The organism is Nonomuraea sp. NPDC004702, from assembly GCF_053601695.1.
In genome coordinates this window covers 14,370-29,155 of sequence record NZ_JBSGCE010000038.1, presented here as the reverse complement: position 1 = coordinate 29,155, position 14,786 = coordinate 14,370, and the positions used below count along the sequence as shown (strand labels likewise).

At 74.1% G+C, this 14,786-nt stretch carries 14 protein-coding genes; 6 read left to right on the top strand and 8 right to left on the bottom strand.

Going from position 1 to position 14,786, the window contains the following annotated elements; all coding sequences use genetic code 11:
- Window positions 1-29: 29 nt before the first annotated feature.
- Complete coding sequence (locus ACWEJ6_RS35870) at window positions 30-1,670, top strand: RecQ family ATP-dependent DNA helicase (RefSeq protein ID WP_452429555.1); 1,641 nt, start codon at window positions 30-32, stop codon at window positions 1,668-1,670.
- Here ACWEJ6_RS35870 and ACWEJ6_RS35865 read toward each other — a convergent pair.
- Together ACWEJ6_RS35865 and ACWEJ6_RS35860 are read right to left on the bottom strand one after the other, a co-directional pair.
- Complete coding sequence (locus ACWEJ6_RS35865; protein WP_452429553.1) at window positions 1,667-2,143, bottom strand: protein-tyrosine phosphatase family protein; 477 nt, start codon at window positions 2,141-2,143, stop codon at window positions 1,667-1,669. The two genes, ACWEJ6_RS35870 and ACWEJ6_RS35865, sit on opposite strands and share 4 nt — an antisense overlap.
- Before the next feature lie 28 nt (window positions 2,144-2,171).
- On the bottom strand, window positions 2,172-3,236 hold the full coding sequence (locus tag ACWEJ6_RS35860) for a serine hydrolase domain-containing protein (protein ID WP_452429551.1): 1,065 nt from the start codon (window positions 3,234-3,236) through the stop codon (window positions 2,172-2,174).
- Between the two features lie 191 nt (window positions 3,237-3,427).
- Here ACWEJ6_RS35860 and ACWEJ6_RS35855 point away from each other — a divergent pair, with 191 nt between their 5' ends.
- From ACWEJ6_RS35855 to ACWEJ6_RS35845, 3 genes are all read left to right on the top strand, one after another.
- Window positions 3,428-4,246 carry a S1 family peptidase gene (locus tag ACWEJ6_RS35855; protein WP_387670223.1) on the top strand — a complete coding sequence of 273 codons (819 nt, stop codon included), beginning with the start codon at window positions 3,428-3,430 and terminating at the stop codon, window positions 4,244-4,246.
- A 188-nt stretch (window positions 4,247-4,434) separates the two neighbouring features.
- On the top strand, window positions 4,435-5,877 hold the full coding sequence (locus ACWEJ6_RS35850; protein WP_452429548.1) for an MFS transporter: 1,443 nt from the start codon (window positions 4,435-4,437) through the stop codon (window positions 5,875-5,877).
- 62 nt (window positions 5,878-5,939) lie between these two features.
- On the top strand, window positions 5,940-6,923 hold the full coding sequence (locus ACWEJ6_RS35845; RefSeq protein ID WP_387670219.1) for a BtrH N-terminal domain-containing protein: 984 nt from the start codon (window positions 5,940-5,942) through the stop codon (window positions 6,921-6,923).
- 109 nt (window positions 6,924-7,032) lie between these two features.
- Here ACWEJ6_RS35845 and ACWEJ6_RS35840 read toward each other — a convergent pair whose 3' ends face one another.
- Window positions 7,033-8,310: an NAD(P)/FAD-dependent oxidoreductase gene (locus ACWEJ6_RS35840; protein ID WP_387670217.1), complete on the bottom strand. Its 1,278-nt coding sequence runs from the start codon at window positions 8,308-8,310 to the stop codon at window positions 7,033-7,035.
- A gap of 53 nt (window positions 8,311-8,363) precedes the next feature.
- The gene (locus ACWEJ6_RS35835; protein ID WP_387670215.1) at window positions 8,364-10,217 is read right to left on the bottom strand and encodes a serine hydrolase domain-containing protein; all 1,854 of its coding nucleotides are present in this window, start codon (window positions 10,215-10,217) and stop codon (window positions 8,364-8,366) included.
- A 225-nt stretch (window positions 10,218-10,442) separates the two neighbouring features.
- Between ACWEJ6_RS35835 and ACWEJ6_RS35830 the strand changes: the two genes are divergently transcribed.
- Both ACWEJ6_RS35830 and ACWEJ6_RS35825 read left to right on the top strand, forming a co-directional pair.
- The gene (locus ACWEJ6_RS35830; protein ID WP_452429545.1) at window positions 10,443-10,766 is read left to right on the top strand and encodes a hypothetical protein; all 324 of its coding nucleotides are present in this window, start codon (window positions 10,443-10,445) and stop codon (window positions 10,764-10,766) included.
- Between the two features lie 34 nt (window positions 10,767-10,800).
- Entirely contained in the window at window positions 10,801-11,511 is a 711-nt protein-coding gene (locus ACWEJ6_RS35825) for an SDR family NAD(P)-dependent oxidoreductase (RefSeq protein ID WP_452429543.1), read from the top strand.
- Window positions 11,512-11,552: 41 nt separating this feature from the next.
- Here the strand turns inward: ACWEJ6_RS35825 and ACWEJ6_RS35820 are convergent, their stop codons facing one another.
- The 4 genes from ACWEJ6_RS35820 to ACWEJ6_RS35805 all read right to left on the bottom strand — a co-directional run bounded on the left by ACWEJ6_RS35820 (window position 11,553) and on the right by ACWEJ6_RS35805 (window position 14,683).
- Window positions 11,553-12,530 carry a hypothetical protein gene (locus tag ACWEJ6_RS35820; RefSeq protein ID WP_452429541.1) on the bottom strand — a complete coding sequence of 326 codons (978 nt, stop codon included), beginning with the start codon at window positions 12,528-12,530 and terminating at the stop codon, window positions 11,553-11,555.
- Window positions 12,527-13,087 carry an RNA polymerase sigma factor gene (locus tag ACWEJ6_RS35815; protein WP_397163979.1) on the bottom strand — a complete coding sequence of 187 codons (561 nt, stop codon included), beginning with the start codon at window positions 13,085-13,087 and terminating at the stop codon, window positions 12,527-12,529. The genes ACWEJ6_RS35820 and ACWEJ6_RS35815 overlap by 4 nt, the downstream gene beginning before the upstream one ends.
- Before the next feature lie 128 nt (window positions 13,088-13,215).
- On the bottom strand, window positions 13,216-14,091 hold the full coding sequence (locus ACWEJ6_RS35810) for a hypothetical protein (protein WP_452429539.1): 876 nt from the start codon (window positions 14,089-14,091) through the stop codon (window positions 13,216-13,218).
- Entirely contained in the window at window positions 14,084-14,683 is a 600-nt protein-coding gene (locus ACWEJ6_RS35805; RefSeq protein WP_397209892.1) for an RNA polymerase sigma factor, read from the bottom strand. Before ACWEJ6_RS35805 ends, ACWEJ6_RS35810 begins: the two co-directional genes overlap by 8 nt.
- Between the last annotated feature and the right edge of the window lie 103 nt (window positions 14,684-14,786).

Sequence of the window (14,786 nt, the reverse complement as noted above, 5' to 3'; positions counted from 1 at the left end):
GAACGGTCTTCCCGACCAGAGAGGACCGGATGGGCGACACGGCGGCGGAATGCGAGCGGGTGGCCAGGCAGGCGCTCGGCCTGACCGACCTGCGGCCCGGCCAGCTCCGGGCGATGACGGCCCTGGCCGAGGGCAGGGACACGCTGGTGGTGATGCCCACCGGGAGCGGCAAGTCGGCGATCTATCAGGTGCCGGCGTTGCTGCTGCGCGGCCCGACCCTGGTGGTCTCGCCGCTCATCGCCCTGCAGCGCGACCAGGTCGAGGCCCTGCGCGACCGCGACGAGGAGGCCGTCAGCCTGGACGCGGGAACGCGGGCCGCCGAGCGGGCGGAGACGTTCCAGGCGCTGCGGGCGGGTGAGACGGAGTTCCTGTTCTGCGCGCCCGAGCAGCTCGCCCGTCCCGACGTCCTGCGCGAGCTGGCCGCCGCGGCCCCCTCCCTCATGGTGGTGGACGAGGCCCACTGCGTCTCGGCCTGGGGGCACGACTTCCGCCCCGACTACCTGCGGCTCGGCGCGGTGGCCGACGCGCTCGGCCGTCCGGTCGTCGCGGCGCTGACGGCGACCGCCGCCCCGCCGGTACGGGCGGAGATCGCCGAGCGGCTGGGCATGCGGACGCCGGTGGAGATCGTCCAGGGGTTCGACCGGCCCAACATCTCGCTGGAGGTGCGCCGGGCGCTCGACGACCCCGCCGGCGACATCGTCACGACCGTCGCGGCGGCGAAGAAGCCCGGCATCGTCTACACGAGCTCGCGCAGGCAGACCGGACGGCTGAGCGGCCTGCTGGCCGAGGCCGGCGTACGGGCCGCCGCCTACCACGCCGGGCTGCGCCGGGCCGAACGGGACGCGGTGCACGACCGGTTCATGGCCGGTGACCTGGACGTCGTGGTCGCGACCAACGCCTTCGGCATGGGCATCGACAAACCGGACGTGCGTTTCGTCCTGCACGCCGAGATCCCCGGTTCGCCGGACGCGTACTACCAGGAGATCGGCCGGGCGGGCCGGGACGGCGAGCCGGCCGACGCCCTGCTGTTCTACCGGCCCGAGGACCTGGGGCTGCAGCGGTTCTTCACCGGCGGGACGCCCGACGAGGAACGGCTGGCCCGGGTCGCCGAGGCGGTCGCCGAGTCCGGCCCCGGCAGCGACCGCAAGGGCCTGGCCGAACGCGCCGGACTGTCGGCGCGACGCCTCACGGCGCTGCTGGACCTGCTGGAGAGAGCCGGCGCGGTACGCCTCGGCACCCGCAAGGTCGATCCCGTGCCCGGCCTCGACCCCCGGGCGGCGGCGAGCCGTGCCAGGGAGCTGGCCGAGCGCCGCCGGGACGTCGACCGCAGCCGCCTGGAGATGATGCGCCGCTACGCCGAGACCACCGACTGCCGCCGGCGTTTCCTGCTCGGCTACTTCGGCGAGGAGCTCGCCGGCAACTGCGGCAACTGCGACACCTGCCGCGCCGGGACCGCCGGGCAGGCGTCCCCGGAGAGCGGCCCCTTCCCGCTGCACGCCCGGGTGGAACACCGCGCGTGGGGGCCCGGCCAGGTCATCCAGCGCGGCGAGGACCGCCTGACGGTCCTGTTCGAGGACGCCGGATACCGCGAGCTCCAGCTCGACGTGGTCCTCGAAGAGGGCCTGCTCACCGAGGCCCGGACCGGCGAAGGGGCACGCGGACCGGCCTAGCGCCGCGCCGGGCCCGGGAAGCGCAGGATCCAGCGGCGCTGCCACGGCGTCTCGACCGCCCGGGGATGGTGGTGCTCGCGCGTCCAGGCGACGGCGTCGGCCGGGTCGAGACCGGCCAGGACGGCCAGGCAGGCGACGACCGTGCCGGTGCGGCCCACGCCGCCCCCGCACGCCACCTCGACCGCCTCGCCCGCCCGCGCCCGCCGGTGCAGGTCGCCGATCCGCTCCACGGCCGCGTCGCGGTCGCGGGGCAGCAGGAAGTCGGGCCACTCGATCCACGCGTGCGGCCAGCGCAGCCCGTCCTCGTGGCGGCGGGTGAGCCGCGCCGACCCCAGGTAGAGGCCGAAGCCGGGCGCCGGGCCGTCCGGCAGCGGGTGGCGCAGGCCCCGGCCGCGGATCCAGGAGCCGTCCGGGAGCTGGAAGGCGCCCGCGAGCGGCGGCTCGCCCGTCGGGCCGTCCGTCGGAGTCGTCACGGATCCTCCTCGTGGTCTCGGGGCCTGCTCAGCCCGCGGTCCCGCAGAATACCTTGACGGCCATGCCCATGATCTCCGCCGTGGACGGGTTCCTGGTCGAGGGGTTGAGCGACAGGGTCAGCGACTTGCCCGAGTCCGAGCGGAACGCGAACGTCAGGTAGCCGATCAGCTCCCCGCTGTGCCCCCACACCGTGCCGCACGGCAGCGCGTACGCCTGCAGCCCGAGGCCGTAGCGGAACCCGGCGCCCGTCTCGACGGTCGTGCGCATGGCCTTCAGGGACGCGGCGCTGGTGAGCCTGCCGCCCAGCAGCGCGGACATGAACCGCTCCAGGTCCGCGGCGGTCGAGATCATCTCTCCCGCGGCCCAGTCCAGCGAGGGGTTCATCCGGGTGGCGTCCACGAGGCCGGGCATCGGCTCGTACCCCTTGGCGTGGGGGGACGGCAGGCCCGCCCGGTCGCCGGGGACCAGCGTGTGGCGCAGGCCCAGCGGGCGCAGGATCCGGCGGGCGACCTCCTCGCCGTACGTGCGGCCGGTCAGCTTCTCCACCAGCAGGCCGAGCACCACGTAGTTGGTGTTGGAGTAGTGCCACTTGCCGTCGTCGGGGAGCTTCTTGGCGAAGGCCACCTTGAGCAGCTCGCCCGGCCGGTAGGAGCGGAAGCGGGCCTCGCCGCGCCAGCGGTTGGTGGAGTAGCCGGGCTCGCTCATGTAGTCGTACAGGTGGCTGGTGTGGTCGAGGAGGGCGCGGACCGTGATCCGGTCGCCGCCGGGGACCAGGCCGGGCAGGTGGTCGCCGATCGGGTCGTCCAGCTTCAGCTTCCCCTCGTCCACGAGCTGGAGCACCACGGTGGCGACGAAGGTCTTGGTCACGCTGCCGATCCGGAAGTAGCCGCCCGGCGAGGGGCGTCCGCCGCGCTCGACGTCGCGGACGCCCGCCGAGCCCGTCCAGGTGCCGCGCTCGTCGGTGACCCGGGCGAGGGCCGCCGTCGCGCCCTGTCCCGCCACGATCCCGGCCAGCTCCTTGCCCACTCCGGCGCCCGGGCCGCCCGCCGCCATCGTCGCCGCCACCAGCACGTTCATCATCGTCTGCATCATGCGGTCAACGTTAGGAAGATCGGCCGTAAGGCGGAATGCGGTGCTCCGCCCAGTCCTGCTGCGGAAAACCACAGCCCGTCGGGAGGGGGGTTGTCCCTACCACGGGTTGGCGTGCTGGCGTACTGATGCGGGCGAATTCTTCGCAGATAGCGTGTTTTCATCGTAATCACGCACTGAAATGGATAAATCCGTTGTTTAGTCGTAAATCGCTGGGTCGTGTCCTGGGCCGTTCCGCCGTCGTCGCCGTGGCGGGCGCCGCCTGTCTCGCCGTCACCGCCGGCGGCGCCGGAGCGATCGTCAACGGCGGGAAGGCCACGGAGGCGTACCCGTTCATGGCCTCGATCCCGATCAAGGCCCCGGCCCTGGGGCTGACGGACGGCGTGTGCGGGGCGGCGCTCATCGCGCCGCAGTGGGTGGTGACCGCGGCCCACTGCCTGGACATGGAGGTCGGGTCGATTCCGAAGGGAACCGTCCGGGTCGGCAGCGACCTGCGCAAGTCCGGCGGTGAGGTGCGCGAGATCGCCCAGGCCGTGCTCCATCCCCGCTACTCCCAGAACACGCCCAACAGGAACGACATCGCCCTGGTCCGCCTGGACCGTCCGGTCACCCAGAAGCCCGTGCCGATCGCCGCGCGGCCGGGACGGCCCGGCACTCCGACCCGGATCATCGGCTTCGGCGTCACCGAGTCCAAGCCCGACCCGGCCGACTGGAAGATGTCCCCGCGGCTCAACCAGCTCGACACGCGCCGAGGCGCTCCGTCCGAGTGCGGGCCCGGATACGCGAGCGGCACCCGCCTGTGCACGGTCAGCCGGGTGCCCAAGGCCATGGCGTGCAACGGCGACTCCGGCTCCCCGCAGTTGCAGCGGGGCAGGAACGGCCGGTGGGAGCTCATCGGGGTCACCTCGGGGCCCGGCGCCAAGAGCCCGTCCTGCGCGGAGGGCCCCGGTCTGTACACCAGCGTGCCGGCGTACGCGGAGTGGCTCGACCGGACGATCCGCGCCTACAGCTGACCGGCGGGGCTGCACCGGCGGTTGAGGGCCGCCCGCCCGGCGGCCCAGCGCCGCCCGCCGCGCCCGGCGCGAAGCTTCCGGGAGCGGTTCAACGACAGCCTTGAAGTCATGAGAACCGAAACCGAGCCGGCGCACGGGACGCCGGTCCCGCCACCGCTCCCGCCCGCCCGCACGGCGGAGGCACGCGGATGAGCCGCGCGCAGGACGTCCCCGCCACCTGGCGGGAGCTGCTGGGACGGGAGCATCTCGGGGCCGCCGTCGTGCCGGCCGGGGGAGTGCTCGCCGGCGCGATCAACATCTACCTGGCGGCCGGGCTGCTGCCGACCGCGGTGGCCGAGCTCGGCGGGGCGAGCTTCTACGCCTGGAACATGACGGTCTACCTGGTCGCCATGGTGATCGCCACCATGCTCACCGCCCGGTCGCTGTCGGCCTGGGGGACCGTCGGCTCCTACCTCGCCGGGTTCGCCACGTTCACCGCGGGATCGCTGGCCTGCGCGGTGAGCCCGGCGATGGCGGTGCTGCTGGTCTCGCGCGGGGTGCAGGGGCTCGGCGCCGGGCTGCTGTCGGGGCTCGGGTTCGCCGTCGTCCGGTCGGCCCTGCCGGCCCGGCTCTGGGCGCGCGGCACCGCGCTCATGTCGGCCATGTACGGCGTCGGCAACTTCGCCGGACCGGCGCTCGGCGGGCTGTTCGCGCAGTTCGGGGCGTGGCGGCCGGCGTTCGCGGCGATGGCGGTGCTCGGGGCCGGCTGCGGCCTGGTCGTCCCGCGGGCCCTGCGCGGCCGGGGCGACGCGTCGCGCGACGGCGGTGCCGGCCGGGTGCGGGTGCCGGTGGGCTCGTCGATGCTGGTGACGGCGGTCGCGGGGGCGGTGAGCGTGGCGGCGGTGGTCGCCGGCACGCTCGCCAAGACCGCCGTCCTGGCAGTGGCGCTGCCGGCGGCCGTGGAGTTCGTCCTCCACGAGCGGCGCAGCGAGCACAGGGTCCTCCCGGCGGAGACCTACCGGCCGGGTTCGCCGCTGAAGTGGGTCTACCTGACGATCGGGGTGCTGACCTTCGGCGTCGCGGTCGAGTCGTTCCTGCCGCTGTTCGCGCAGCGGCTGGCCGGGCTGCCGCCGCTGGTGGCCGCGTTCTTCGCCGCGGCCGTCTCGTTCGGCTGGTCGGCGACCCAGATCGGCAGCTCGTCCGTGAGCGGGCGGCGCGCGGTGCGGCGGCTGCGGGTGGCCGGCCCGCTGCTGCTCGCGGCCGGTCTGCTCGTCCAGGGGCTGGTGCAGCGTACGGACCCGCCGGGATGGCTGGTGCTGGTCTGGGTGCCGGTGCTGTTCGCGGCCGGCGCGGGGATCGGCCTGGCCTACCCGCACCTGTCCGTGGCCGTGCTGACCGGCACGCCGGACCCGGCCGAAGGCGGCCGGGCGGCCGCGGCGATCGCCACCGTGACCAGCCTGTCCGTCGCGTTCGGCACGGCGGTCGCCGGCATCCTGGTCAACCTCGGCGGCGCCTCCATGCTCGACTCGGCCCGGTACGTGCTGTTCGGCTTCGCGGCCCTCTGCGCGACCGGCGCCCTCACCGCCCACCGGGCCGCGCGGCGGGAGCGGGACGATGGACTCTCCCCCCGTGGGAGGCCGCAGGCTGCCTGACGGGGCCGGACCGGCCGGCGGCCCCGCGCCCGATGATCGAACCGGCCAGAGGAGAGCGACGCATGACCATCGTGGAAGGCATCGAGGCTCGCGGCATGGAGCACTGCGAGACGACGGCGCTGGGGGTGCTGCTCCGCCACCAGGGGCTCGACCTGTCCGAGCCCATGCTGTTCGGGCTCGGCTCGGGCCTGTCCTTCGTCTACTGGGACGCCAAGGGCATGGACGTCCCGTTCCTGGGCGGCCGGGTCAAGCCGTTCGAGCTCACCAGGAACCTGGCCGCGAGGCTCGGGCTGACCCTGGACGTGGCCGAGACCGGCTCGGCCCGCAGGGCCTGGGAGAACGTGGCCGCCCGCATCGACGGCGGCCTGCCGGTCGGCCTCCAGCTCGACAGCCACCACCTGGACTACTTCGGCTCGAAGGTGCACTTCGGCGGCCACGTCGTCGCGATGTACGGCTACGACGAGCGGCAGGCGTACCTGGTGGACACCGCGCAACAGGGCGGCGCGGTGCGGACGAGCCGGGACAGCCTGGCGGCGGCGCGGTCCGAACGCGGCCCGATGACCGCCAGGAACCGGTCCTTCACCCTCACCCTGCCGGGCGGCCCGCCCGCCTGGCGGGAGCGGGCCGTCCCGGCGATCAGGGCGTGCGCCGAGGCGTTCCTCGCCGCGCCCATCGCCAACCTGGGCCACCGCGGCATCGACAAGGCCGCCCGCCTGGTGCCCAAGTGGCTGGACCGCGTGGCCGAGCCCGCGCGTGACCTGTCGCTGGCCGCCCTCCTCATGGAGAGGGGCGGCACCGGCGGCGGCCTGTTCCGCGCCCTCTACCGGGACTTCCTCGGCGAGTGCGCCGGATTCGTCGACGACGACCGCCTGCGCGCCGGCCACCGCCTGTACGCCGAGGCCGCCGCCCTGTGGACGGACGTGGCCGCCCTGATCGCCAAGGCCGGCGAGGGGCGCGAGGCGGCGTACCTGGAACAGGCCGGCGCCCTCCTGCACGACCTCGCGCGCATCGAACGCGAGGCCATGCAGGCCCTGCGCGAGCTGTGACCGCGGGCCGCCGGAGCGCTCTGGGCGAGCCGTGAGCGGGCCGCCGGAGCGCTCTGGGACCCGTGAGCGGGCCGCCGGAGCGCTCTGGGCGCGCTGTGAGCGCGGGCCCCTAGAGCGCCGCCCGGTCGCGGGCGGCCAGGCTTTCGGCGCGCAGCGACCGAAGGTCGTCGAGCACGGCGTCGGCCGCGCGCCGGCCGGACACCAGCGCCCCCTGCAGGGAGCCGGTGTCGCGGTGGTCGCCGCACACGTACAGGCCGGCCCGCAGCCGCACGGGCTTGCGCAGCGGGTACGGCGGCCGCATCGCCGGCAGCGCCGCCGGCACCTGGTACGTCGCCACGTGCTCCCAGCCGGAGGTGTCGCCGTAGATCTCGGTCAGGCGGCGGCGTACCGGGCGTTCGTCGTCGGCCAGGCCCAGGACCGACGTGGACACCAGCGCCCGCCCGTCGGCGGAGTACCCGGGGGCCGCGTCGGTGAGCACCAGGGTGTCGGTGACGGCCCCGGTGGCGTCCACGACCTGGATCGGCTCGCGCATGGGGGAGCGGGGCGCTGCGTGGTAGAAGGTGGTCACCGCGCGCATCTCCGGCGTCTCGATCTGGCTCAGCAGGCGGCCGGCGGCCCCCGGGTCGGCGGCCACGACCACGGCCCGGCCCCCGACCGTGGCGCCGTCGGCGAGCCGCACGCCGCCGGGGCTCACCTCGGTGACGCGGGCGCCGAGCGTGACGGTGCCCGGTGGCAGCCGGTCGGCGAGCCGGCGCGGGATCTCGCCCATGCCGAGGGCGGGCACCGCGATGGTGCCGCGCGCGAACGACCGCCAGAACAGGTGGAAGATCCGGCTGGAGGTCTCCAGGTCGCGTTCCAGGAGCACCCCGGCCAGGAAGGGACGCATCAGGCAGTCGATCATCTTCTCCGACATGCCCCAGGCGCGCAGCTCGTCGTCGGTGCGCCGGTCGGGCCCGCCGCGCAGCCGGGACGCCGGCAGCACCAGGTCGCGGGCCGTGAGGGCGGCGAGCACGGCGTCGTCGCGCGGCGTGCCGAGGCCGGTCAGCAGCCCGCTCAGCGCGTGCCGGGGATGCCGCCACGGCAGCATCACCCTGGCCCTGGCCCGCGTCCCCTGGACGATCACGCCCGAGGCGAACGGGCGCAGGTCGAGCGCGTCCAGGTCGAGCAGCCGGCGGGCCTCGGGGTAGGCGGTGTTGAACACCTGGTAGCCGCGGTCCAGCCGGAACCCGTCCACGACGTCGGTGCGCACCCGCCCGCCCACCCCGTCGGACGCCTCCAGCACCCGCACCGGCACACCGGCCTCGTGCAGCCGCACCGCGCAGGCCAGCCCCGCCATCCCGGCCCCCACGACGATGACGGTCCCAGCCGTTCTCCGCTCGTTGTCCATGCCAGGGGCCCTACCCGCGACCTCGCAGCTCAGACCCCACGAGTCGTCGTGCCCTACGCCCAGCCGTAGACCGACCTGACGGCGGCGGCGACCTCGTTGACCAGCGCCGTGTCGTTGCCGTTGGCCAGCACGGCGTAGCCCGCGCCGAGCTCCGGATAGCCCTTGAACACCGATCTGAAGCCGTAGTTGGAGCCGTCGTGGGTGTAGGAGAAGTTCTGGGTGCCGGAGCCGGCGACGAACAGGCCGCGTCCCATCCCGGGCTGCGGGCCCTCGGTGAGCAGCGAGCGCACCGACGCGCGGGTGAGCGGCCCGGCGATGTCGCCGGTGGCGGTCCAGGCCCGGTTGAGGTACGACACCAGGCGGCACAGGTCGAGCACGTTCGTGTAGAGGCCGGCGGCGGCGGACTCGGGATACCGGTTGTGGCCGCCCGGGATGACCGTCCCGGTGGAGGTGTGGCCGGAGGCGAGCTCGAAGGCGGGGGAGAGCGCGTACGAGCTGCCCGCCATGCCCAGCGGGGCGAACACCTCCTGGCTCATGTAGTCGGCCAGCGACCTGCCGGTCAGCTCCTCCACCATGCGCTGCAGCAGCACGTACCCGGCGCCGGAGTAGTGGTACTCGGCGCCCGGCTCCGTGGACAGCTCGATCCTGGGGGAGTTGCCCTCGCCGTTCATGACCTGGAGCAGTGACGGGACCGTGGCGGCGGCGCCGTACCCGGCGAAGCCGCCGCCGCCGGCGTCGAAGCCGGAGCAGGCCCCGGCGGGCGAGGTCGAGCCGCGCCCGACGACCCCGGCCCGGTGCGTCAGCAGCTGCTCGACGGTCGGCACCGCCGTCGGCGACACGCACGAGCGGGCCGGCAGCGTCCAGCCGAGATGCGGGCGGACGTCGGCGGTGAGCGCGATCTTGCGCGTCTGGAGCAGCCGCAGCACGCCCACCGCGGCCACGGCCTTGCTGATGGAGGCGGCCTGGAACGCGCTCTCCGGATGCGCGGCGGGGGCGCCGCCGGCGGCGAGCCGCCCGTAGCCGGTGGACCAGGCGATCTTGTTGCCGACGACCACCGCGACCGCCACGCCCGGCGTCTTGTACGCGCTCATCCGCTGCCAGATGGTCGAGCCGCCGACCGCGTTCTCGAACTGGCGCACCCGGTCGGCGGGCAGCGCGGGCGCCTTGCCCCGGGAGCACAGCGCCCAGCCGCCGCCCGGCCGGAAGGCCACGTTGTGCAGCTGCCAGCCGCCGCCGGCCAGGCTCTTCATCTTGGCAAAGCAGGCGTCGTCGATGCCGCGGGCGTGGAACTCGTCCTGCGCGACCAGGGCCCAGCCGCCCGCCTTGGGGAAGGCGACGCGGGTCAGCCGGCGGCCGCCCTGGGTCAGGTTGCGCATCATCTGGTAGCACTCGTCGTCCACGCCGTTGGCCTGGAAGGCGCCGGACGCGACGACCGTCCAGCGGTCGCCTCCGGCGGGCGGGAAGGCCACGTCCACGACCTGCTGCCCGGCGGTGTAGTACGCCTTGATCCGGCTGAGGCACGCCGCGGGCAGGCCGCGGGACGACACGCCCTTGTCGGTGGTGATCACCCAGCGGTCGCCGCCCTCCGGCGGGAAGGCGATGGCGTTGACCTTCCGGCCGGCCTTGACCAGCGCCCCCAGCTCCGTGAAGCAGGCGTCGGGGATGCCGCGGGCGAAGTACCGCCCGTCCTGCGTGACCATGACCCAGCCGCCGGACGGCGTGAAGGCGAGCGCCGTGACGCCGTAGGGAGCCAGCTCGGCCAGCTTGGCGTGCGCCTCGGCGGTCAGCCCGGCGTCCGCGGACGGGTAGGCCGCCGCGAAGGCGGGCGCGGCGGGCACTGCGGCGGGCACTGTGGCGGCCGCCAGTCCGGCGACACCGGTCAGGGTGAGAAAACGTCTCCTGTCCACAGGGCTCCTCGGTCAAGGCGGGGCGAAACACGGTGATCTTGGCAGAGATGTCCGGCAAGGGCCAACCGCGACCGGCTCCGGCGGGGGCCGGGGGTGTCCGAATCGGATCGATTCCCTGCGATGAGGGGCGATCTGATGGATCATGATCAGCGCATCGGAACAGGCGGAGGAGATCGGCGACGCCCTCTCCCCGCATTCGGCCGTACGAGCGGGAAGGACGAGGGGTTGACGACGAGAAAGCTGCTCGCGACGCTGGCCGCCCTGCTCCTGGTGTGCTGTGGTGCGGGCTGTTCCACCTGCTCCGTCGCGCAGGGGCCGCCGGTCACCATGCCGAAGCGGGACGCGGCCGCCGATGTGGTGGTGCGCGCGTATCTGGCGGCCATCGCCGCCCGTGACGACGAAGCGGTCCGTCTTCTGCCGGCGCCGGCTCGTTACCCGAGCCGACACCTGACGAGTACGGTCGGACGACGCTCCATGGAAGGTCATCGGGTTCGGGGCGGGGTGAGGGCCGCCGGTGCGCCTGTGCCAGGGACCATCAGGGCGAATTGACTTCGAGCGCGCTCGAATTCCTAGCGTCGCGTCCATGACGACGACACTGATCACAGGGGCCAACAAGGGGCTCGGGTTCGAGACCGCGCGGCGGCTCGTCGGCGCGGGACACACCGTCTACGTCGCGAGCCGGGACGCCGGACGCGGACGGCTGGCCGCCGAGCGGCTGGGCGCGCGGGCGGTGGCGCTGGACGTCACCGACGACGCGTCCGTGGCGGCGGCGGCGCGGGCCGTCGAGGCGGACGGAGGGCTGGACGTGCTGGTCAACAACGCCGGCATCCAGGTGGAGATGGGGGACGACCAGGAGGTGGCCGGCGCGGCGGAGGTGACCGCCGAGATGATGCGGCGCACGTTCGAGACGAACGTGTTCGGCATGGTGCGCGTGCTCCACGCGTTCCTGCCGCTGCTGCGGCGATCCGGCGCGCCGGTCGTCGTCAACGTGAGCAGCGGCCTGGCCTCGCTGTCCCGGATGACCGACCCCGGCAGGCCCGGCTATCCCTACCCGGGCGTCGCCTACCCGGCCTCTAAGGCGGCCGTCAACATGGTCACCGTCCAGTACGCCAAGGCGTTCCCGCAGATGCGGATCAACGCGGTCGAACCCGGCTTCACCCGTACCGACCTGAACGGCAACAGCGGCCTGCAGACCGTCGAGCAGGGCGCCGAGATCATCGTGCGCATGGCCCAGGTGGGACCGGACGGCCCCACCGGCGGCTACTTCGACGCCAAGGGGCCGCTCGCCTGGTGACCGTCCCGCGCGCCTCCCCGGGGGGCGCGCGGGACCGCCGGTCAGTCCTTGATGACCGCGTCGCGGGGGCCGCCGTAGACCGGGTTCTTGTCCAGGCGCTGCTCCGTCACGAGCAGCTGGATCACCCCCTTGGCGTTCTCCTCCGCCTCCCAGACCACCCAGTTGTCGCCGACGGGCGTGCTCTGGGTGCGGTCGATGCCGTACCCTCCCGGGTTGCCGGGCGGGACGCCGATGACGGCGAAGATCACCTTCTTGCCGCGCCTGCGCAGCTCGGGCAGCACCTCGCCGACCGTCTTCTCGTCCACCCGCAGGCCCTCCAGCGAGCGGCCCTTGTCGGTGGCGACGCGGAACTCCGGCTCCATGTGCTTGGGCGTGGGCGCGGGCACCGGCTCGCAGGGCGACACCGGGCCCTCCATCAGGTACGTCGTGGTCGTGCCGGTCTTGCCGCTGATGGTCCAGACGAACGTCTGGCCAGGACCGAACAGCTTGCTGTTGATGCGCATCTGCCAGCCCTCGGTCTCGCCGGGGATGTTCTCCGGCACGCTGTAGAGACCGCGCGGGATGTTCTCCACGAACTTCCCGCGCGGTTCGCGGCACATCATGCCCGTGGGGACGTGGTCCACCATCGCGGGCACACCCAGCTCCTTCAGCCGCCGCTCCAGCGCCGGGGCGTCGTCGAAGTCGCGGATCTGGATCGTCACCATCCCGTCGTCCAGGTTGACGGCCCACGAGGCGGGCGCGCCGTCCTTCAGCACGATCGGGACCGTCACCACACCCGCGGCCAGCGCGACCGCGGCGGCCAGCCCGAACGCCAGCCGCCTCGGCCTGATGCCGCGCCGCACCCGTGGGGCCGTGCCCGGCTCCGGCCCCGGCTCTTCGGCGGTGATCGCGGCCAGCAGCGCCCGCGCCCCCGCGCCGGACGGCTCACCTGCCCGCTCGCCCGGCGCGACGCGGGCCAACGCCCTGATCGCCGCGATCTCGTCGACCTTCTTCACGGTGTCCTTCACGGTGTCCTTCACAGCGCTCCCCCCAACGGCCTCTCCGCCGGGACCAGCCGGCTCTCTGCGGTGACGTGCACGCCCGCCGACGTCAGAGCGCGCGACAGGCGCTTGCGGGCGCGGTGCAGCCTGATGCGCACGGCGTTGCGGGACAGCCCCAGCGCCTTCGCGATCTCCTCGCGCTCCAGCCCCTCCCAGGCGACCAGGGACAGCAGCTCCCGGTCGTCGTCGGGCAGGCTGCGGAACGCCCGGCCGATCGCGTCCAGCTCGACCTGGGTGTCGGGCGAGTGGCCGTACCGGTCGGCCAGTTCGGCGTCGAGCTCGGCCGTGCGCTCCCTGCGGCGGTTGTCGCCCCGGAAGTGGTTGGCCAGCACCTTGCGCGCCACCCCGTACAGCCAGAGGGTGGCCTCCGGGCCCTCCGGCAGCTCGTCCACCCGCCGCCAGGCGACGGTGAAGGTCTCGGCCACCACGTCGGCGGCGTCCTGAGGCGAGTCGCACCGGCGTACGGCGTAGGCGGTGATCTGGCCGTAGGCCCGGTCGTAGGCGGCCTCGAACCTGGCCGACCGCTCGTCATCCACGGGCGGTTCCCATGGCGGATCTCCTCATCGAATCATTTGTTCGGACACCTCTGCCTATGTGCGCTCATGGGCCATCATTTCGCCGGAAATGGCGGCGAGCGCGGCGAGGTGTGAGAGGAGACGCGAGGTCACTCGCCGCTCACCGGGTTCTTCGGCACGCGCTTCTCCGACACCAGGAGCCGCACCGCGCCCTGCCGTTGCGGCTCGGCGGCCCACACCACCCAGTGGCCGCCCACCTTCGCCGACTGCTCGCGCGGGTTCACCGAGAAGCCGTTCCCGTCGGGAGCGGGTTCGATGATCTGGAACGTCACCTCCAGCCCCCGCCTGCGCGTCTCGGCCAGGACCTCGGCGACCGTGCGGCCGTCGGCGACGTACCCCTCCAGGGCCTCGCCCTTCCGGCCGGCGTCGGCGTTGTTCTGGTACGGCTCGCCGGGCCTGGCCGGACGGCCGAGGTAGAGCGTCCCCTTGCCGCCGAACCCCTTGGAGACGGTGACGGTGAGCGCGCAGCCCGGCCGCCCGGGGGTGCAGCCCTCCGGACGGAGGGCGCCGCCGATGCGGTCGCGCTCGGTCGTGCCGGCGAAGCCGAGCCGGAAGACCCGGCCGACCCCCGTCGGGGACGCGGGCCGCAGGTCGAGGGCGACGTCCAGGCCCATCGCCCGGAACGCCTCGTTGTAGAGGGCGTGGTCGGCGAACGGGTCCTTGATCGTGGCCACGTACTCGTCGCCGCGCAGCTCGATGTCGATGGCGGCGTTGGCGTACGCGGCGGGACGGGCGTCGCGGCCGGCCACCACCGGCCCCAGCACGGCCACGGCGGCCAGCACGGCGGCCGCCAGCAGCCCCGCGAGCAGGAAGCGGCCGCGCCGGGGAACGCGCGGCGCGGCCGGGACGCGGTCCCCCTCCGCGGCCAGCGCGGCCAGGAAGCGGCCCTCCTGCGCGGCCAGCGCGTCCGCGGCGGGCGCGGGCACCTCGCAGCGGAGGCGTTCGAGCTCGGTCATCTCATTCATGGACGGGCTCCTCGCTGACGATGGCCATGGGGTTGACTCCGCCGAGCTCCCCGCGCAACTTCTCCCTGGCCCGGTTGATCCGCGACCGCACGGTTCCGACGCGTACGTCCAGCGCCTCGGCGACCTCGGGGTACGTCAGCCCGGCCCAGGCGACCAGGAGCAGCGCGTCCCGGTGCCCCCGGGGCAGCGTCGCCAGCGCCCCGGCCAGGCGGCGGCGGGCCGCGGCGGCGCTGACCCGGTCGTCGCTGCGGTCGGTGAAGGAGGCCGTGACCGGGTCGGTGCCGGTGCGTTCGAGCACCCGCAGCTGGTGCACCTCGGTGCGCACGTGGCGGCCCATCAGGTTGGTGGCGATGCCGTACAGCCAGGGACGGGCGTGCGGGCGGGACAGGTCGTAACGGCCGCGCTGCCGGAACGCCGTCAGGAACGTCTCCGCCACCACGTCGTCCGCGGCGTCGGCCCCCAGCCTTCTGGTGACGTACCGGGTGATGCCGGAGGCGTGCCGGCGGAACAGCTCGGCGAAGGCTTCCGGTTCGTGCAGGGAGCGTTGGACATGGGAGGCGTCATCACCTTCCGTAGGGTTCGGGGCGCTCACTTCGTGGCCTTTCGGCGATGAATCAGGACAACTGTTGTTGCCTGACCGGCCGCGAGCGGTTCCCGGCGACCGCGTACGGAACGCCCCCCATCATCCCGGGAGG